This window comes from Streptomyces sp. NBC_00691 (assembly GCF_036226665.1).
Lineage (GTDB): Bacteria > Actinomycetota > Actinomycetes > Streptomycetales > Streptomycetaceae > Streptomyces.
This window is the reverse complement of record NZ_CP109007.1, coordinates 5905298-5923476: the sequence shown is the minus strand read 5'-3', so window position 1 is coordinate 5923476 and position 18179 is coordinate 5905298. Positions and strand designations below refer to the sequence as shown.

The following is an 18179-nucleotide window of genomic DNA, read 5'->3' as shown; positions in this document are numbered from 1 at the left end:
ACGCCGACGCTGATCGGGTGAACCAGGACGTACTCGATCTCGCGCGGCTGCAGTTCGCCCTCACGGCGGGCGGCCATTTCCTCTTCGTCGCCCTCACTCTGGGACTCGCGACGGTCGTGGCCGTGCTCCAGACGCGCGCCACGTTCAGCCGCAAGCCGCTGGACGCGCGCATGGTGCGGTTCTGGGGCCAGCTGTACGTGATCAACTACGCGGTCGGCATCGTCACCGGTCTGGTGATGGAGTTCCAGTTCGGCATGGCGTGGAGCGGGCTCACCCATGAGGCGGGCAACATCCTCGGGGCCTCGCTGGCCGTCGAGACGATCGTGGCGTTCTTCGTGGAGTCGACGTTCCTCGGCCTGTGGATCTTCGGCTGGAACCGTCTCAACCGCTGGGCCCACCTGGCGGCGATCTGGGTCGTGGTCCTGACCGCCTATGTCTCGGCGTACTGGATCCTCGTCTCCAACGGCTTCCTCAACCATCCCGTGGGGTACGGCTCCGACAACGGCGAGCTCGTCCTCGACGACCCGGTCGCGGTGCTGACCAACCCCTCCGCGCTGCTGGCCTTCGGTCACATCGTGGCGGGCGCGCTGCTCACGGCGGGGTTCTTCATGGCCGGGGTGAGCGCGTACCACCTGTTCCGGCGCAGCCCTGAGTGGGAGTTCTTCGGCCGCAGTCTGCGGATCGGGGTGTTCCTCTCGGCGCCCGCGCTGATGGTGACCGCCGTCTTCGGCGGGGTGCAGCTGGCCGTCCTGGACGCCTTCCAGCCGATGAAGTCGGCCGTGTTCAGAGGGAAGACCGCGGAGATCGCGCAGGTCCAGGCAGAGCTGACGGAACGTTTCGGGCCCGGTGACTACGTGCCCTCGGAGGCGTGGACCCGGGGCGGCGCGCTGGTGATGCTGATCTGCTTCGCGCTGATGATGTACCTGTGCTTCGCCGGGGTGATCCTGGCCGCCTTCAGGAAGGTCGTCTTCCGGTTCCGTCTGTGGCATCTCGTCCTGATGGCGGCCGTCCCGCTGCCGTACATCGCGATGATCAGCGGCTGGGTGTTCCGGGAGTCCGGGCGGCAGCCCTGGGTGGTCTACGGACTGCTGAAGACGGAGGACGCGGTCTCGGACCTCTCCCCCGGCACCATGCGCCTCTCCCTCACCGTTTTCACCACGGTCTTCGTCCTGCTCGCCGTCCTCAACGCCTGGCTCCTCACCCGCCACGCCCGCCGGGGCCCGGTCGACGCCGGCCTCGGCCACGACGAACGGCCGACCGCGGCCGGGAACGGCAACGGGAACGGCAACGGGGACGGCAACGGGACCGGAGACGGCGACGGCGACGGAGGCGGGAACGACGGCGACGGCCGAGCACCCGACCCGGCCGACGCCCTCCCGGCCCCCCGCTACTGAACCGTCAGCTCCCCTTCCTCTCCGTCCCCTCTCCCTCCCCCAGAAAAGCCCGAGGAGCCCCCGTGGAGACCCTGGCCATCGCCCTGCTCGCCCTCTTCGCGGCGGGCTGGTCCGTCCTCGCCGGGGCGGACATCGGCACGGGCATGCTCACACCCTGGCTCGGCCGGAACGACCGCGAACGGCAGCTGGTGCTCGCCTCGATCGCCCCGTTCTTCCTGGGCAACGAGGTCTGGCTGGTCGCCACCGTCGGCGTCCTCGTCGGCTGCTTCCCCGCTCTCGAGGGCGAGCTCCTGAGCGGTCAGTTCCCGGTCCTCGTGGCCCTGCTGACCGGCTGGATCGTCCGCGACGCGGGCCTCTGGTCCCGCGGCCGCGGCCCGGGTCCGCGCTGGCGCACCGCCTGCGACGCGGCGGTGACCTGCGGGAGCTGGACCGTCGCACTGTCCTGGGGGTGGCTGCTCGCGGCCCTGCTCACCGGGCGGCCGTACACACCGGCGACCGGCGCGACGGCCTTCCTCACCTCGCTCGCCGCGGCCGCGCTGTTCGCCGCGCACGGGCTCGGCTTCGCCGCGCTCCGGCTCACGGGACTGCCGTACGAGCGCGCCCGCCGGCTCGTCGGACACGCCGGGCGCCCCTGGCAGTCCTTCGCGCTCACCGCGGTCCTGATGGGCGGGCTGCCGCTCTGGGCGGGCACCGCGCTGCCGCTGGCCGAGCGGGCGGCGTCCCCCGCCACGCTCGGTCTGCTGGTGCCCGCCCTGCTGGTCGTCACGCCGCTGCTCGTCGCCGTCCAGGCATGGATCTGGCACACCTTCCGGCACCGGGTCACCGGACCGTCGTACCTCTGAGGGAAGGGCTGTCCCACCTCTGAGGCTCAGGAGTCGTCCGCATCCCGAGCGGCCTCCCTCTCCTTCTCCTTCTTGTGGTGAAGGGCCTTCTGCAGCCGCGCGACCACGGCCTCCCCGTACCTCCGGTGCCCGTGGACGCGCGGGTCGTCCGTCACGTCGTACCGCTTCACATAAGCGCCGAGGAAGGCCTGGAGGGTGGCGACGGCCGGGATCGCGATCAGCGCACCGACGACGCCGAGCAGCGCCGTCCCCGCGATGACCGATCCGAAGGCGACCGCCGGGTGGATGTCCACCGTCTTCGACGTGAGCTTCGGCTGGAGCAGGTAGTTCTCGAACTGCTGGTAGATCACGACGAAGCCGAGCACCCACAGCGCGTACCAGGGGTTCACGGTGAAGGCGAGCAGCATCGGCAGCGCGCCGGCCAGATACGTACCGATGGTCGGGATGAACTGCGAGACCAGGCCGACCCACACGGCGAGCGCGGGCGCGTACGGCACGCCGAGGATCTCGAAGAGCACGAAGTGCGCGACACCGGAGATGAGGGCCATGAGCCCGCGCGAGTACAGATAGCCGCCGGTCTTGTCGACCGCGATCTCCCACGCCCGCAGCACCTCGGTCTGCCGGGCGGGCGGCAGGACGGAGCAGAGCGCGCGCCGCAGCCGGGGCCCGTCGGCCGCGAAGTAGAACGAGAACAGGAAGATCGTCAGCAGCCGGAACAGGCCGCCGAGGACGGTGGCGGAGACGTCGAGAACGCCGGACGCGCTGTTCTGGACGTACTTCTGCAGCCAGTCGGAGCTCAGGACGCTGTCCTGGACCTCGACCCGCGACAGGTCGGTGTGGAAGTTCTGGTTGATCCAGTTGATCAGCGAGTCGAGGTACTTGGGGAAGTTCTCGACCATGTCCACGATCTGGCCGGCGAGCATCGACCCCAGGAGGACGACGAATCCGACGCTGAAGATCAGGACGGCGAAGAAGACGAGGAACGTGGCGAGCCCCCGGCGCATCCCGCGCGCCGCCATGCGGCCGACCGCCGGTTCGATGGCGAGGGCGAGGAAGAAGGCGAGCAGGATGTTGACGAGGAGGCCGACGAGCTGGTGGAAGGCCCAGTTGCCGAGGAGGAAGACGGAGTAGAGCGCGAGGGCGAGGACGAGCGCGCGCGGCAGCCACCGCGGCATCCGGGCCGCCTGGGCCGCGGACACGGGTGCGGGTCCGCCGTCGTCGCCTCTGCCGCCCGCCGCCGTGGAGACGGCGGGGCCTGCCGGTCCGGACGCGGTGACCGTCCCGGCCGGTCCGGCCGAGGCATCCGGCCCGGCGGACCGGGTCGGTCCGGTCGCGGCGGTCGACCCGCTCGCGCCGGTCTCGCCCGTCGCACCCGCGGGTGCGCTCAGGCCGGAGCCGTCGGTGTCGTCGGAGCCTTCGGTGTCGTCAGTCGGAGAAGCCACCCCGCCAGTCTCGCGCACCGCGGGGACATTCCGCCCCGGACCCCCCACATCCCCTTCGGTCACCTGCCGTGACCGGCCCGGTGACGGCGGGGGTGCCCTCCGGCGGCGCCGCGGACCGAACCGTCCGCCGGCGTCCGGTCACTGCTTGTCGGCGGGTACGCCGACGGCCGCGCAGACGGCCCGCCACACGTCCTTCGTCTCCCAGCCGGAATCCAGTGCCTCGTGCACCGACCGGCCTCCGAGCTCGGCCATCACATGGTCACGCGCGAAGGACTCGGCGTAGGACGCGCCGAAGTGGTCCGCCATCCGTTCCCAGAAAATCGTCAACCGCATGACCCCAGTATCACGCTCCCAAGAGTGCAGCCCGCTCCGTAGCCCTTGTCACCGCGACTTTCCGCCCTACGGTCGGAGCATGGCCGAAAAACCACTCTCCTCCCCGCCAGCTACCCCCCTGGCCCGCGCCGAGCATTTCATCTGGCTGACGGCCCGGGTCCTGGAACAGCGCCGGTTCGCCTACCACTTCCTGCGCGGTGGCGCGGACCAGGTGGAGACGTCCCTCTCGGCGTACCTCAACGAGGACGGCGGCTACGGCCACGCGCTCGAACCCGATCTCCGCGGGCCGGTCAGCCAGCCCCTGCACACCGCGCACGCGCTGCGGGTGCTGGACTCCATCGGCCGCTGCGGCGGACTGCGCGTGGAGCGGATCTGCCGCTACCTCACGGACGTGTCGACCCACGACGGCGCGCTCCCCGCGATCCACCCCTCGCAGCGCGGCTACCCGTCCGCGCCGTTCGTCCCGGTCGTCGACTCCCCGCCGAGCGCGCTGCTCACGACGGGCCCGGTGGTCGGAGTGCTGCACCGCAACCAGGTCTGGCACGCGTGGCTGTTCCGGGCGACCGAGTTCTGCTGGTCGGCCGTGGAGTCCCTGGAGAAGTCCCATCCGTACGAGGTCCAGGCCGCCGTCGCCTTCCTCGACGGGGCCCCGGACCGCGCGCGTGCCGAGGCGGCCGCCGACCGCCTCGGCCGCATGGTCCGGGAGCAGCGGCTCGCCGTCCTGGACCCGGACCGGGAGGAGGACGACCCGGTGGCGGAGGGATACGCGCCCGGGGAGGTGCACTTCCCGCACGACTACGCGCGCGTGCCGGACTCCCTGGCGACCCGCTGGTTCACGGAGGAGGAGATGTCCCGCTCGCTCGACCGGCTCGCGGCCGATCAGCGGGAGGACGGCGGCTGGCCGATCCGCTGGCGCACCTGGGCCCCCGGCACGGCCCTGGAATGCCGCCCGATGGTCACGGTCGAAGCCCTCCGCACGCTCCGCGCCCACGGCCGTCCGGTCGACTGACCCGGGGAGGCCGCCTCGCCGGAGTCACCCCCAGCCCAGCGCCCGTGCCCCCGCGGTGACCGCGACGGCGGCGCCCACGACGACCAGGAACGGTGCCCGCAGGACGAGGGCGACCGCCGCCGCGGCGAGCCCCGCGGCGCGGGCGTCCAGGACCACGGTGCCGCCCGCGCCGAACGTCTGCTGCGCGGTGAGCGCGGCGAGCAGGGCCACGGGGAGCAGGGCGGCGAGCCGCTGGACGAGCGGTCGCTCCAGCGCTCCCGCGGGTACGAGCAGGCCCACGAGCTTCACCAGGTAGCACCCGGCGGCGGTGAGGGCGATCGCGATCCAGACGTTCATCGGGAGTCCTCCTCTCGTCCGGCGGTGCCCATCCGGCGGCCCTGGAGCCAGAGCACCAGGGGCGCGGCGAGGGCAGCCGCGAGGACCGGGACGCCGGCGGGCAGCACCGGCAGCAGCCCGAGGCCGAGCAGGACGGCGATGCCGGCGGTGGCCCGCTCGGTCGCGGACTTCAGCATGGGGGCGAGCAGGGCGAGGAAGACGGCGGGTCCGGCCGCGTCGAGCCCCCAGGCCGCGGTGTCGCCGATGGCCTCGGCGCCGAGCGCCCCGAGGAGCGTGGTGGCGTTCCACAGGACGTACAGCGTGAGTCCGGTGACGGTGAAACCGACGCGGGCGGCCCGGCGGGTCGGCTGCGCGAGGGAGACGGCGGTGGTCTCGTCGATCACCCAGTGCGCGGCGAACGGCCTGACGGCCTTCGGCAGGGCCAGGAGCTGCGAGAGGCGCAGCCCGTAGAAGGCGTTCCTGGTGCCCAGGAAGAAGGCCCCGGCGGCGGCCGTGAAGGGGTTGCCGCCCGCGGCGAGCGCTCCGACCAGGGCGAACTGCGAGGCGCCGGTGAAGACGAGCAGGCTGAGGACGCAGGTCTGGAGGACGCTGAGGCCGGAGCCCGCCGAGGTCACGCCGAAGGCGAAGCCGGAGAGCCCGACGGCGACGCCGACACCGAGGGCGTCGCGGACGACGGCCGCGTCGGGTTTGGCCGGTGTGTCGTCGCGTATGACGGGAGGTGCTGTCTGTTCTGCCACGTCAGGGACGTTACGGCAGCTCCGGAGGCCCGGTCTTGTACGTTCTTGCGCGCTGGTACGCCCCCGGCGGCACTCCGACGCTGCGGGTGAAATGCCGGTTGAGGTGCGACTGGTCGGTGAAGCCGACGGCCGCTGCCGCCTCCGCCGGCGGCGTCCCCGTGTCGAGCAGCTGCCGGGCCCGGCGTACGCGCGCGTCGGTCAGCCAGGTGTGCGGCGGCATCCCGTACGCGTCCCGGAAGGCCCGGAGGAGGGCGAAGGGGCTGGTGCCCAGGTCCGTGGCGAGCCGCTCCAGGGTCGGCGGCTCGATCATGCGGTCCTCCAGGACGGCACGCGCGCGTGCCGCGTTCCGGGAGCCCGCCGAGCGGGGCGCGAGCGGGGTGACGATACCGCCGTGGCTGCGCAGCATCCGGGCGGTGACCAGCCGCAGCAGGCTGTCGGCCGCGAGCGCGTTCCCCTCCTCCGCGGCCCGGTGGACGCCGACGATGAGCCGGGCGGCGTACGGGTCGTCCACGACGGGCGTGGTGAAGCCGACCGAGCCGCGCAGGGCGAGGGTGTCGGCGGCGATGGACCGCACGATCTCCGCGTCGGGATAGATCGTCCGGTACGTCCAGCCCTCGGGCACGCCCGCGTGCCCGGTGTGCGGGGTGTCGGGGTTCACCAGGGCGATCTGGCCGGGGCCCGCGTGGACGAGGTCGTCACGGTAGTGGAAGGCCTCGACGCCCTCGGTGATCGCGGCGAAGACGAAGGTCTCGTGGGTGTGCCGGGCGAAGGCCTTGTGGATGTAGTGGGCGTGCAGCAGGTCGACCCCCGGCAGCTCGGAGTACTGCCAGTACCGTGCCCGCTCCCCACTCGCCATGCCTCCATTCTGCGGCAGCGGCGAAGGGGGCGCCGTCGTGACTCCGGGACATCCCGGGTCCTGATATCCCCAGGTCCGGGCGGTTGTCAGTGCCGGGGTGCACGATGGAGGACATGGTCAGGTCCGCGCTCGACTCGTTCTCCCCCGCGACCCGCAGCTGGTTCACCGGGGCGTTCACCGCGCCCACGGCGGCGCAGGAGGGCGCCTGGACCGCCATCGGCGCCGGCTCCGACGTGCTCGTCGTCGCGCCGACCGGCTCGGGCAAGACCCTGGCCGCCTTCCTCGCCTCCCTCGACCGGCTCGCCTCCGCACCGCAGCCGGCCGAGCCGAAGAAGCGCTGCCGCGTGCTGTACGTGTCGCCGCTCAAGGCCCTCGCCGTGGACGTCGAGCGGAACCTGCGCTCGCCGCTGACCGGAATCCGGCAGGAGTCGGTGCGGCTCGGGCTTCCCGAGCCGGACATCCGGGTCGGCATCCGCTCCGGCGACACCCCGCCGGCCGAGCGCCGGTCCCTCGCGACCCGGCCGCCGGACATCCTGATCACCACGCCCGAGTCGCTGTTCCTGATGCTGACCTCCGCCGCCCGCGAGGCACTCGCGGGCGTGGAGACGGTCATCCTGGACGAGGTCCACGCCGTCGCGGGCACGAAGCGGGGCGCGCACCTGGCCCTCTCCCTGGAGCGGCTCGACGAGCTGCTGCCCCGCCCCGCGCGCCGGATCGGGCTGTCGGCCACGGTCCGCCCGGTGGACGAGGTGGCCCGGTACCTGTCGCCGGGGCGCGCCGTGGAGATCGTGCAGCCGCGCTCGGGCAAGGAGTTCGACCTCTCCGTCGTCGTCCCCGTCGAGGACATGGGCGAGCTGGGCGGCTCCCCCGCCTCCGAGGGCAAGGACGGCGGCGACAAGCCCTCGATCTGGCCGCATGTCGAGGAGCGGATCGCCGACCTCGTCCAGTCCCACCGCTCGACGATCGTCTTCGCCAACTCCCGCCGCCTCGCCGAGCGCCTGTGCAACCGGCTCAACGAGATCGCGTACGAGCGGGCCACCGGCGAACCGCTCCCCGAGGGGGCTCAGCCGGCCGAGATCATGGCCCAGTCCGGCGCGGCCCAGGGCGCCCCGCCGCTGCTCGCCCGCGCCCACCACGGCTCGGTGTCGAAGGAGCAGCGGGCCCAGGTCGAGGAGGACCTGAAAGCGGGCCGGCTGCCCGCCGTGGTGGCCACCTCCAGCCTGGAGCTGGGCATCGACATGGGCGCGGTCGACCTGGTCGTGCAGGTCGAGTCGCCGCCCTCGGTGGCCTCCGGGCTCCAGCGCGTGGGCCGCGCCGGGCACCAGGTCGGCGCGGTGTCGACGGGTGTGGTCTTCCCCAAGTACCGGGGCGACCTGGTGCAGGCGGCCGTGGTCACCGAGCGGATGCGGTCGGGCGCGATCGAGTCGATGCGGATCCCCGCCAACCCTCTGGACGTGCTGGCCCAGCAGCTGGTGGCCGTCGTCGCGCTCGACACCTGGCAGGTGGACGACCTGCTCGCCCTGGTGCGCCGGGCGGCGCCGTTCGCCTCGCTGCCCGAATCGGCGTTCACGGGCGTGCTCGACATGCTCGCCGGCCGCTACCCGTCGGATGCCTTCGCCGAGCTGCGCCCCCGCGTGGTCTGGGACCGGGTCGCCGGGACGGTCACGGGGCGGCCCGGCGCGCAGCGGCTCGCCGTCACCTCGGGCGGCACGATCCCCGACCGCGGCCTCTTCGGTGTGTTCCTCGTCGGCTCGGACCCCAAGAAGGGCGGGGGCAGGGTCGGCGAGCTCGACGAGGAGATGGTGTACGAGTCCCGGGTCGGCGACGTGTTCACCCTCGGCACCACCTCGTGGCGGATCCAGGACATCACCCGCGACCGGGTGCTCGTCACGCCGGCGCCCGGGGTGCCGGGCAGGCTGCCGTTCTGGAAGGGCGACCAGCTGGGCCGCCCCCTCGAACTGGGCCGCGCGGTCGGTGCGTTCCTCCGCGAGGTCGGCGCCCTCTCGGACGACGACGCACGGCTGCGGCTGCTCGCCGCGGGCCTGGACGCCTGGGCCGCGGAGAACGTCCTGGCGTACCTCAAGGAGCAGCGCGAGGCCTGCGGCCACGTGCCCGACGACCGGACGATCCTGGTCGAGCGCTTCCGGGACGAACTCGGCGACTGGCGGGTCGTCATCCACTCCCCGTTCGGCGCGCAGGTGCACGCCCCGTGGGCGCTGGCGCTCGGCGCGCGGCTCGCCGAGCGGTACGGCATGGACGCGCAGGTGATGCACGCGGACGACGGCATCGTGCTGCGTCTCCCGGACGCCGACCTGATGGGCCTGGACATGGGCCTGGACCTCCTCGACCACGAACCGGTCGACCCCGGACCGCACCTCGACACGGCCTTCGACGCCGACAAGGCGCCCGTCGGCGCCGCCGACGCCCTCTTCGACAAGGGCGAGATCGGCCAGATCGTCACCGACCAGGTGGGCGGCTCCGCGCTGTTCGCGTCCCGGTTCCGCGAGTGCGCCGCGCGCGCCCTGCTGCTGCCCAAGCGCAACCCCGGCAAGCGCACCCCGCTCTGGCAGCAGCGCCAGCGCGCCGCCCAGCTCCTCCAGGTGGCCAGTGAGTTCGGCTCGTTCCCGATCGTCCTGGAGGCCGTCCGCGAGTGCCTCCAGGACGTCTTCGACCTCCCCGGTCTGACGGAGCTGATGGGGGACATCGAGGCGCGCCGGGTCCGCCTGGTCGAGGTCACCACCGCCGAACCGTCCCCGTTCGCCCGCTCGCTCCTCTTCGGTTACGTGGCGCAGTTCCTGTACGAGGGCGACTCCCCGCTCGCCGAGCGGCGGGCGGCCGCACTCTCCCTGGACTCCCGGCTGCTCGCCGAGCTGCTGGGGCAGGCGGAGCTGCGCGAGCTGCTCGACGCCGATGTCCTGACGGAGCTGGAGCGGGAGCTCCAGTGGCTGACGGACGACCGGCGGATCAAGGACATGGAGGGCGTCGCCGACCTGCTGCGGGTCCTGGGCCCGCTGACGGACGCCGAGCTGGCCGAGCGCGGCGCCGGGACGGGCTGGGCGGACGAGCTCGGGGCGGCCCGTCGCGCGATCCGGGTCCGGATCGGGGGCCGGGAGCACTGGGCGGCCATCGAGGACGCGGGCAGACTCCGGGACGCCCTGGGCACGGCCCTGCCGGTCGGTGTGCCGGAGGCCTTCACCGAGCCGGTCAAGGACCCGCTCGGCGACCTCCTCGCGCGGTTCGCCCGGACGCACGGCCCGTTCACGTCCACCCAGGCCGCCACCCGCTTCGGCCTGGGCGCGGCCGTCACCGACGGCGCCCTCCAGCGGCTCGCCGCCTCGGGCCGCGTCGTCCAGGGCGAGTTCCACCCCTCCGGCATCGGCCAGGAATGGTGCGACGCCACGATCCTGCGCCGGCTGCGCCGCCGTTCCCTCGCCGCCCTGCGTCATGAACTGGAGCCGGTGCCGCCGGCCGCGCTCGCCACCTTCCTTCCGCAGTGGCAGCACCTGGGGAGCAACAGCCTGCGCGGCATCGACGGCCTCGCCCGCGCGATCGAGCAGCTCCAGGGCGCACCCGTGCCCGCCTCGGCGCTGGAGAAGCTGATCCTGCCGTCCCGGGTCCGCGACTACTCCCCGGCCCTTCTCGACGAGCTGACGACCACCGGCGAGGTCGTCTGGGCGGGAGCGGGGGCGCTGCCCGGCAAGGACGGCTGGGTCTCGCTGTACCTGGCGGACGCGGCACCGCTGCTCCTGCCGCAGCCGCACCCCCTGGAGCTGTCCGCGCTGCACGAGTCGGTGCTCACGGCCCTCTCCGGCGGGTACGGCCTGTTCTTCCGGCAGATCGCCGACCAGATCCGGGCCACCACCCATCCGGACGCCACCGATCCGCAGCTGGCGGACGCCCTCTGGGACCTGGCCTGGTCCGGCCGTCTGACCAACGACACGCTGGCCCCGCTGCGCGCACTGCTCGGCTCGGGCCGTACGGCCGGCTCCACCGCCCACCGCGCGCGCCGCACGGTCCCGCGCGGCCGGTACGGCACGCTGACCGCGGCCGCCCGCCCCGCCTCCCGCACCGGTCCTCCGACGGTCTCCGGCCGTTGGTCCCTGCTCCCCCCGCCGGAGCCCGAACCGACCCACCGGGCGCACGCGCTCGCCCGCACCCTCCTCGACCGGCACGGTGTGGTCACCCGGGGCGCGGTGGCGGCCGAGGGTGTGGAGGGCGGTTTCTCCGCCACGTACCGGATCCTGGCCGCCTTCGAGGACAGCGGCCAGGCCCGGCGCGGCTATGTGGTCGAGGGTCTCGGCGCGGCCCAGTTCGCGATGGACGGGGCGGTGGACCGCCTCCGGGCCGCGGCGACGGCACGCGACCGCGGCGCGGAGGCCGCGGCGGGCGCCCGCGCGCTGGTCCTCGCGGCGGCGGACCCGGCGAACGCCTACGGGGCGGCCCTGTCCTGGCCGGAGCCCCCGACGGGCGCCGGCCACAAACCGGGGCGCAAGGCGGGCGCCCTCGTGGTCCTGGTCGACGGCGAGCTCTCGCTCTACATGGAGCGCGGCGGCAAGACGCTCCTGTGCTGGCCGACGGAACCGGACGACCCGGCGCTGACAGCCGCGGCGGAGGCCCTGGCGACATCCGCGAAAGCGGGCACCCTGGGCACGGTGACGGTGGAGCGGATCAACGGGACGACGTCCCTGACCTCTCCCCTGGCGGCTCCCCTGGAGAAGGCGGGCTTCATCGCCACCCCGAGAGGCCTCCGCCTCCGCGCGTAGGCGGCACACCCGCGGCCGGCCACGCCACGGCACCCGCCCCCGCACCGGCCACGGGCACCGCCCCCGCACCCGCACCCGCACCCGCACCCGCACCCGCACCCGCACCAGACCCCACCCGCACGGCATCATGGAACCGTGCCCGAAGGAGACACCGTCTGGCAGACCGCCCGCCGCCTGCACAGCGCCCTGGCCGGCCGGACGCTGACCCGCGCGGACCTCCGGGTCCCCCGTTTCGCGACCGCCGACCTGACCGGCCGCATGCTTCTCGACGTCACCCCGCGCGGCAAGCACCTCCTCGCCCGCATCGAGGGCGGCCTCACCCTCCACTCCCACCTGCGGATGGACGGCGCCTGGCGCGTGTACGCCACCGGGACCCGCCCGCACGGCGGCCCGGACCACCAGATCCGCGCGATCCTCGGCAACACCGACAACACCGCGTACGGCTACCGCCTCCCGGTCCTGGAACTCATCCGCACCGCGGACGAGCCGGACACGGTGGGCCATCTGGGCCCGGACCTGCTCGCCCCCGACTGGGGAACGACGACCGCCGAGGAGGCGACCCGCCGGCTGACGGCGGACCCCGCCCGCACACTCGGCGAGGCCCTGCTCGACCAGCGGAACCTGGCCGGCATCGGCAACGTGTACAAGTCGGAGCTGGCCTTCCTGGCCGGTGTGACGCCGTGGCTCCCGGTCGGTGACCTGGAGCCCGAGGTCCCCGCCCGCCTGGTCGCGACCGCCCACCGCCTCCTGGACGCGAACAAGGACCGCCCGGACCGGCGCACGACGACCACCCGCCGTCCGCGCACCCCGCTGCACGTCTACGGCCGCGCGGGACGCCCGTGTCTCCGTTGCGGCGCCCCGATCCGCAAGGCGGAGCTGGGCGACCGCGTCACCTACTGGTGCCCTGGCTGCCAGCGAGGCCCCGTCGGCGCCCCTCCGGCACCCGATCCATCAGACCCATCAGATCCTCCCGCCCCCACTGATTGACGGTCCGTCAGATCCCGCCGTACCGTCCGAACATGACGACGCCCCTCCGCGCCTACGACCTCACCCACCGCACGGCCTTCGTCACCGGCGCCGCCAGCGGCATCGGCCGCGCCACCGCCGCCCTCCTCGCCCGGGCCGGCGCAACCGTGCACTGCGCCGACCGCGACGAGCCCGGCCTCGCGGAGACGGTCGCCCTCATCGCCCACGAGGGCGGCTCCGCGCACGCGCACCCCCTGGACGTCACCGATCGCGCCGCCCTCGCCGCCGCCGTCCGCGCGGCGGGCCCCCTCCACGTCATGGCCGCCGTCGCCGGGATCATGCACACGAGCTCGGTCCTTGAGACCCGCGAGGAGGACCTGGACCGTGTCCTCGCCGTCAATTTCAAGGGCGTGCTCTACGCCTGCCAGGAGGCGGCGCGCTCGATGATCGCGGCGGGCGTCCCCGGCTCGATCGTCACGATGGCCTCGGGCGCGATGGACAGCGCGAGCCCGGGACTGCTCTGCTACAGCGTCACCAAGGCGGCCGTCGTCCAGCTGACGAAGACGCTGGCGACGGAGGCGGGCCGGCACGGCATCCGGGTCAACGCGGTCGCCCCGGGCTGGATCCGCACTCCGATGACCGACCGCCACGAGCCGACCGCCCAGCAACAGGCGGAGGCGGCGATGATCCGTCATTCACCGCTGGGCCGGGTCGGGGAGGCCGAGGACATCGCGCACGCCGTCCTGCACCTCGCGTCCGACGCGTCCGCGTTCACGACAGGCCAGATCCTGCGCCCCAACGGCGGCGTCGCGATGCCCTGGTGATCCGCCGGGCGAGGACCCCGGGCCGCCCCGACGAGGCGGCGACGTGCACCGGCAGCAGACTCAGCCCCCAGCCGCCCGCGGCCACCGCGCCCTCGACCGTGCCGGCCTCCCCCGGCACCAGGAGCAGGCGCAGCACCGCCCACCACCAGAGCCCTCCGGCCACCAGCCCGATCGCGACCAGCGCGAGCGTCGCCGGCGGCATCCGTCGCCGTACCATGGCCGCCTCCTGCCGTCGACGCTAGACCGGCAGGATCACCCTGCGGGAGGGCGCACCGGAGGCAAACCCGGCGCACACGGCCCAGTCGTACGTTCCCCCCACCATGGCACGAGGCACCGGAACCCGGCATCTCAGACAATTCGCCCCACCGGCCCCCGGGCAAGAGAAAAGCCCCGCCCGGCGCCCTCGAGAGGACACCGACCGAGGCCAGACCCCGTATCGCTTCGTACGCTTCGTACGGCGACGACTAGGCGGCGACGACGTCCACCGCTTCCGCGGGCGCCTTGATGGTCACCCGCTCGGTGGGCACACGGCCCACCGACGTCACCGACACCGAATTGAGCATCGGGCGTACCGGCGTCGGCACCGGTTCGCTCGCCGCTGCCGACTCGGCCAGTTCGGCCAGTGACAGCTCGTCGCTCACTTCACGCATGAGCTCGGACATCCGTACGTCCAGCGCGTCGCAGATCGCGGAGAGCAGTTCGGAGGAAGCCTCCTTCTGCCCCCGCTCCACCTCGGAGAGATAGCCGAGCGAGACTCGGGCGGACGAGGAGACTTCGCGCAGAGTACGGCCTTGGCGCTGGCGCTGCCGACGCAGCACGTCACCCAACAGGCGACGGAGCAGAATCATCGGTGGCTCCCTCCTCGGACCGCGTAGCCGCATCCTTCACGCCCCACCGTACCGCCTCGCGCTGCGGCCGTGCGGGGAGCGATGTCGTGTTCACTCAGGGCTGCAAACATCAATTCCCCCCGTTGTGTTCCGTATCCTGTGCCCGCGCATTTCCCGAGAGTTCCTCAAGGAGCAGCTCCAGCACGCTCCGGACGCTCTCTCTACGGATGTCCGCGCGGTCGCCGTTCAACCTCAACGAGACCACTTTCCCGGCGCCGGCGCCCGTCGCCGCGGGTCCCGCGACGGCCACGTAGACGGTGCCGACCGGCTGTCCGTCCTGCGGTTCGGGCCCGGCGACCCCGGTCGTCGAGATCCCCCAGTCGGCGCCGAGCCGGGCCCGCGCACCGGCCGCCATCTGCAGCGCGACCTCGGGATCCACCGCTCCGCGCTCGGCGAGCAGGGCCGCGTCGACACCGAGGAGCTCCCGCTTGACGTCCGTCGCGTAGGCCGTGACGGACCCCCGGAAGGAGGCCGAGGCACCGGGCACCCCGGTGAGTTCCGCGGCCACCAGTCCACCCGTGAGCGACTCCGCCGCGGCGAGCGTGTGACCACGCTCGGCGAGCAGCGCCAGCACCCGGGCGGCCTCGGTCATCGCGTCGCCGCCTCCGACCGCGCGGCGGACCGCTCGGCGGCGAGCCCCCTGCGGCGCAGGACGACCGCCTGGCGGACGTAGTCCAGACCGGTGACGACCGTCAGCACGACGGCCACCGCCATCACCCAGAAGCGCAGGGTGGCGAGCGGCCCGGTGAGCATCAGTACGTACATGCCGACCGCCGTGCCCTGGGCGAGCGTCTTCATCTTGCCGCCGCGGCTGGCCGGGATGACCCCGTGACGGATCACCCAGAACCGCATCAGGGTGATCCCCAGCTCACGGGCCAGGATGACGCCCGTCACCCACCAGGGCAGGTCCCCGAGCAAGGACAGCGAGACGAGTCCGGCCGCCATGATCGCCTTGTCGGCGATCGGGTCGGCGATCTTCCCGAAGTCAGTGACCAGGTTGTACGCACGGGCGAGGTGCCCGTCGAAGACGTCCGTGATCATGGCGACGGCGAACGCCGCCCAGGCCCAGGCCCGCCACGCGGGGTCGTGACCTCCGTCCTGGAAGAGCAGCAGCACGAAGGCCGGCACGAGCACGAGCCGGATCATGGTCAGGATGTTGGCGATGTTCCACAGGCTGGCCTGGTTGACGGCCGCCGTGCCCAGCTTGCCGCGGGGCGCCGGCCTACCGGTCCCGCCCGTCGCGGATGCCGGGACTCCGGTCATCTGCCTGCCTCCTCGAAAAGACACTCGGCCACCAGGTCGACGCCCTCCGTGCCGACGACCTTCGCCATGACCATACGGCCCGGAGCCACGTCGGGGCTCCCACCGTCGGACGTGGTGAGGACCACCTGCCCGTCGGTCTCGGGCGCCTGGTGCGCGGCGCGGCCGATCGCGCCGTCCTCGTCGTCCACGGACTCGACCAGTACTTCCAGGGTCTCTCCGATCCGCTCCTCCGCGCGCTGCGCGGTGAGCTCCTCGGCGAGCCGGGAGAGGTGGGCGAGGCGGGCGTCGACTACGTCCTGGTCGAGCTTCTGCTCGTACGTGGCGGCCTCGGTGCCGTCCTCGTCGGAGTAGCCGAAGACGCCGATGGCGTCGAGCCGGGCGTGGGCGACGAAGCGTTCCAGCTCGGCGAAGTCGGCCTCGGTCTCGCCGGGGAAGCCGACGATGAAGTTGGAGCGGGCACCGGCGGTCGGGGCCTTGGACCGGATGGTCTCCAGCAGCTCGAGGAACCGGTCGGTGTCGCCGAAGCGGCGCATGGCCCGCAGCACGTCGGGAGCGCTGTGCTGGAAGGACAGGTCGAAGTACGGCACGACCTTGTCGGTCGACGTGAGGACGTCGATCAGACCGGGGCGCATCTCGGCGGGCTGGAGGTAGCTGACGCGGACGCGCTCGATGCCGTCGACGGCGGCGAGCTCGGGCAGCAGGCTCTCCAGGAGCCGGATGTCGCCGAGGTCCTTGCCGTACGAGGTGTTGTTCTCGGAGACCAGCATGACCTCCTTCACACCCTGCTCGGCGAGCCAGCGCGTCTCGTTCAGCACGTCCGAGGGACGGCGCGAGACGAAGGAGCCGCGGAAGGAGGGGATGGCGCAGAAGGAGCAGCGGCGGTCGCAGCCGGAGGCCAGCTTCACGGAGGCGACGGGGCTGCTGTCCAGGCGCCGGCGGAGCGGGGCGCGCGGCCCGGAGGCGGGCGCGAGACCGTCCGGCAGGTCGCTCGGCACGTCCTCGGGGGCGGAGGCCGGGGTGGCGGCGGGCGCGGGGGCGTCCACGACGCCGTGGCCGGGCAGGGCGACCGCGGCGGCGGCCGCCTGGCGCTCCACCGGCGACAGCGGCAGCAGCTTGCGCCGGTCACGCGGGGTGTGGGCCTCGACACTGCCACCGCTGAGGATGGTCTGGAGGCGGTTGGAGATGTCGGAGTAGTCGTCGAAGCCCAGGACGCCGTCGGCCTCCGGAAGGGCTTCGGCGAGTTCCTTGCCGTACCGCTCGGCCATGCAGCCGACGGCGACCACGGCCTGGGTGCGGCCGTGGTCCTTCAGATCATTGGCTTCGAGGAGGGCGTCGACGGAGTCCTTCTTGGCGGCCTCGACGAATCCACAGGTGTTGACGACGGCGACATCCGCGTCCTCGGCGTTCTCGACGAGCTCCCAGCCGTCCGCTGCCAAGCGGCCTGCGAGCTCCTCCGAGTCCACCTCGTTACGGGCGCAGCCAAGAGTGACAAGGGCGACGGTACGGCGTTCGGGCATGGACTCAAGACTACTTCGTCCCGGCCGTTCCCCCGTCGCGCAGGGTTCACCTGCGCGACAGGGGCCACATCACGGGCCCGGAGGGGGCGGCTCAGCCCGCCTCGGGGTCGCCCTTCGTGTAGGTCAGCCGCTCGACCTGGCCGGATTCGAACTTGTCGTCGATCTTCTTGCCGTTCACGTAGAGCTCGATCGCTCCGGCGTTGCCGAGGACCAGGTCGACGCGCTCGTCGTCCTGGAAGGTCTTGGACTCGCCGTTCAGGAGCAGCCCGTCGAAGAGGATCTTGCCGTTGGCGTCCTTCGCCGAGATCCAGCTCTTGCCGTCGGTGGCGGTCATCTTCACCGTCACCTTGTCCTGCGGGACCGCGGCGATCGCGCTCTCGGTGGGCTTCGGCGGCGCGGGCTTGACCGGCTTCGGCTTGCCGGCGGACGTGGCCTTCTCGGGCGCGGGTGCCGGTCCGCCGTCCGCGGCGGTGGTGCCCTTGGGCGCCTCGTTGCCGTTGAACATCGTGAAGCCGACGAAGCCGACGACGGCGACGATGGCCGCGACCATCGCGGCGGTCCAGTTGGGCCGGCGCGGCTCGGGGCGGATACGTTCCGCCTCGAACAGCGGGGCGGCGGGGGTGGGCGCGGGACGGCCGCCGTGCTCGGCGTCGTACTGCTCGATCAGCGGGGCCGGATCGAGGCCGACGGCACGCGCGAGCGTGCGGATGTGGCCGCGGGCGTAGACGTCGCCGCCACAGCGCGAGAAGTCGTCCTCCTCGATCGCGTGCACGATCGGAATCCGGACACGGGTGGAGGCACTGACCTCTTCGACGGTGAGACCGGCGGCGATGCGGGTCTGCTGGAGAGCGCGACCGATCGAGTCCCGGTCGTCTGCCGGGAAGATCCGGTCGTCTTCGGGGGAGTTGCCGATGGACACGAGAGCGCCTTTCGAGCGTGTAGCCACCTGCTGGACGTTCAGTCTATGGGTGGTACGAAAGGGTGGGGCAACCGGGCGGGTGCTGTTTGTA

General features: G+C 73.0%; 17 protein-coding genes. 6 read left to right on the top strand and 11 right to left on the bottom strand.

Annotated elements, in window-relative coordinates; all coding sequences use genetic code 11:
* Positions 1-17 precede the first annotated feature (17 nt).
* Together OG392_RS26860 and OG392_RS26855 are read left to right on the top strand one after the other, a co-directional pair.
* The gene (locus OG392_RS26860; protein WP_329283700.1) at positions 18-1394 is read left to right on the top strand and encodes a cytochrome ubiquinol oxidase subunit I; all 1377 of its coding nucleotides are present in this window, start codon (positions 18-20) and stop codon (positions 1392-1394) included.
* A gap of 62 nt (positions 1395-1456) precedes the next feature.
* Complete coding sequence (locus OG392_RS26855) at positions 1457-2236, top strand: cytochrome d ubiquinol oxidase subunit II (RefSeq protein ID WP_329283699.1); 780 nt, start codon at positions 1457-1459, stop codon at positions 2234-2236.
* Positions 2237-2262: 26 nt separating this feature from the next.
* Here the strand turns inward: OG392_RS26855 and OG392_RS26850 are convergent, their stop codons facing one another.
* Together OG392_RS26850 and OG392_RS26845 are read right to left on the bottom strand one after the other, a co-directional pair.
* A complete protein-coding gene (locus tag OG392_RS26850; protein ID WP_443055101.1) occupies positions 2263-3411 on the bottom strand; it encodes an AI-2E family transporter in 1149 nt (382 codons plus the stop codon).
* A gap of 405 nt (positions 3412-3816) precedes the next feature.
* Positions 3817-4011, bottom strand: a complete 195-nt coding sequence (locus tag OG392_RS26845; protein ID WP_329283698.1) for a DUF3046 domain-containing protein — start codon at positions 4009-4011, stop codon at positions 3817-3819.
* A 79-nt stretch (positions 4012-4090) separates the two neighbouring features.
* On the opposite strand from OG392_RS26845, the gene OG392_RS26840 reads away from it, so the two are divergent.
* Positions 4091-5020 carry a hypothetical protein gene (locus OG392_RS26840; protein ID WP_329283697.1) on the top strand — a complete coding sequence of 310 codons (930 nt, stop codon included), beginning with the start codon at positions 4091-4093 and terminating at the stop codon, positions 5018-5020.
* 24 nt (positions 5021-5044) lie between these two features.
* On the opposite strand, the gene OG392_RS26835 is transcribed toward OG392_RS26840, so the two are convergent.
* From OG392_RS26835 to OG392_RS26825, 3 genes are read right to left on the bottom strand one after another with little or no spacing between them, the layout of a single operon-like run.
* Entirely contained in the window at positions 5045-5356 is a 312-nt protein-coding gene (locus OG392_RS26835; protein ID WP_329283696.1) for an AzlD domain-containing protein, read from the bottom strand.
* Positions 5353-6093 carry an AzlC family ABC transporter permease gene (locus OG392_RS26830; protein WP_329283695.1) on the bottom strand — a complete coding sequence of 247 codons (741 nt, stop codon included), beginning with the start codon at positions 6091-6093 and terminating at the stop codon, positions 5353-5355. The genes OG392_RS26835 and OG392_RS26830 overlap by 4 nt, the downstream gene beginning before the upstream one ends.
* A gap of 10 nt (positions 6094-6103) precedes the next feature.
* Positions 6104-6949 carry an AraC family transcriptional regulator gene (locus tag OG392_RS26825; RefSeq protein WP_329283693.1) on the bottom strand — a complete coding sequence of 282 codons (846 nt, stop codon included), beginning with the start codon at positions 6947-6949 and terminating at the stop codon, positions 6104-6106.
* 113 nt (positions 6950-7062) lie between these two features.
* Here OG392_RS26825 and OG392_RS26820 point away from each other — a divergent pair, with 113 nt between their 5' ends.
* The 3 genes from OG392_RS26820 (at position 7063) to OG392_RS26810 (ending at position 13502) form a co-directional block, all read left to right on the top strand.
* Positions 7063-11712 (top strand): Lhr family ATP-dependent helicase, encoded by a 4650-nt coding sequence (locus OG392_RS26820; protein ID WP_329283692.1) that lies wholly within the window; start codon positions 7063-7065, stop codon positions 11710-11712.
* 135 nt (positions 11713-11847) lie between these two features.
* The gene (locus OG392_RS26815; protein ID WP_329283691.1) at positions 11848-12699 is read left to right on the top strand and encodes a DNA-formamidopyrimidine glycosylase family protein; all 852 of its coding nucleotides are present in this window, start codon (positions 11848-11850) and stop codon (positions 12697-12699) included.
* Between the two features lie 32 nt (positions 12700-12731).
* On the top strand, positions 12732-13502 hold the full coding sequence (locus OG392_RS26810) for an SDR family NAD(P)-dependent oxidoreductase (protein WP_329283689.1): 771 nt from the start codon (positions 12732-12734) through the stop codon (positions 13500-13502).
* Here the strand turns inward: OG392_RS26810 and OG392_RS26805 are convergent.
* The 6 genes from OG392_RS26805 to OG392_RS26780 all read right to left on the bottom strand — a co-directional run bounded on the left by OG392_RS26805 (position 13450) and on the right by OG392_RS26780 (position 18088).
* Positions 13450-13719: a hypothetical protein gene (locus tag OG392_RS26805; protein WP_329283687.1), complete on the bottom strand. Its 270-nt coding sequence runs from the start codon at positions 13717-13719 to the stop codon at positions 13450-13452. The genes OG392_RS26810 and OG392_RS26805 overlap by 53 nt on opposite strands.
* A 247-nt stretch (positions 13720-13966) precedes the next feature.
* Complete coding sequence (locus OG392_RS26800; RefSeq protein ID WP_030326330.1) at positions 13967-14350, bottom strand: helix-turn-helix domain-containing protein; 384 nt, start codon at positions 14348-14350, stop codon at positions 13967-13969.
* 109 nt (positions 14351-14459) lie between these two features.
* Positions 14460-14981 carry a CinA family protein gene (locus tag OG392_RS26795; RefSeq protein WP_329283685.1) on the bottom strand — a complete coding sequence of 174 codons (522 nt, stop codon included), beginning with the start codon at positions 14979-14981 and terminating at the stop codon, positions 14460-14462.
* A complete protein-coding gene (pgsA, locus tag OG392_RS26790) occupies positions 14978-15652 on the bottom strand; it encodes a CDP-diacylglycerol--glycerol-3-phosphate 3-phosphatidyltransferase (protein ID WP_329283684.1) in 675 nt (224 codons plus the stop codon). The genes OG392_RS26795 and pgsA overlap by 4 nt, the downstream gene beginning before the upstream one ends.
* Positions 15649-17169, bottom strand: a complete 1521-nt coding sequence (gene rimO / locus OG392_RS26785) for a 30S ribosomal protein S12 methylthiotransferase RimO (RefSeq protein ID WP_329283683.1) — start codon at positions 17167-17169, stop codon at positions 15649-15651. The genes pgsA and rimO overlap by 4 nt, the downstream gene beginning before the upstream one ends.
* Before the next feature lie 91 nt (positions 17170-17260).
* Entirely contained in the window at positions 17261-18088 is an 828-nt protein-coding gene (locus OG392_RS26780; protein WP_329283682.1) for a helix-turn-helix domain-containing protein, read from the bottom strand.
* Positions 18089-18179 lie beyond the last annotated feature (91 nt).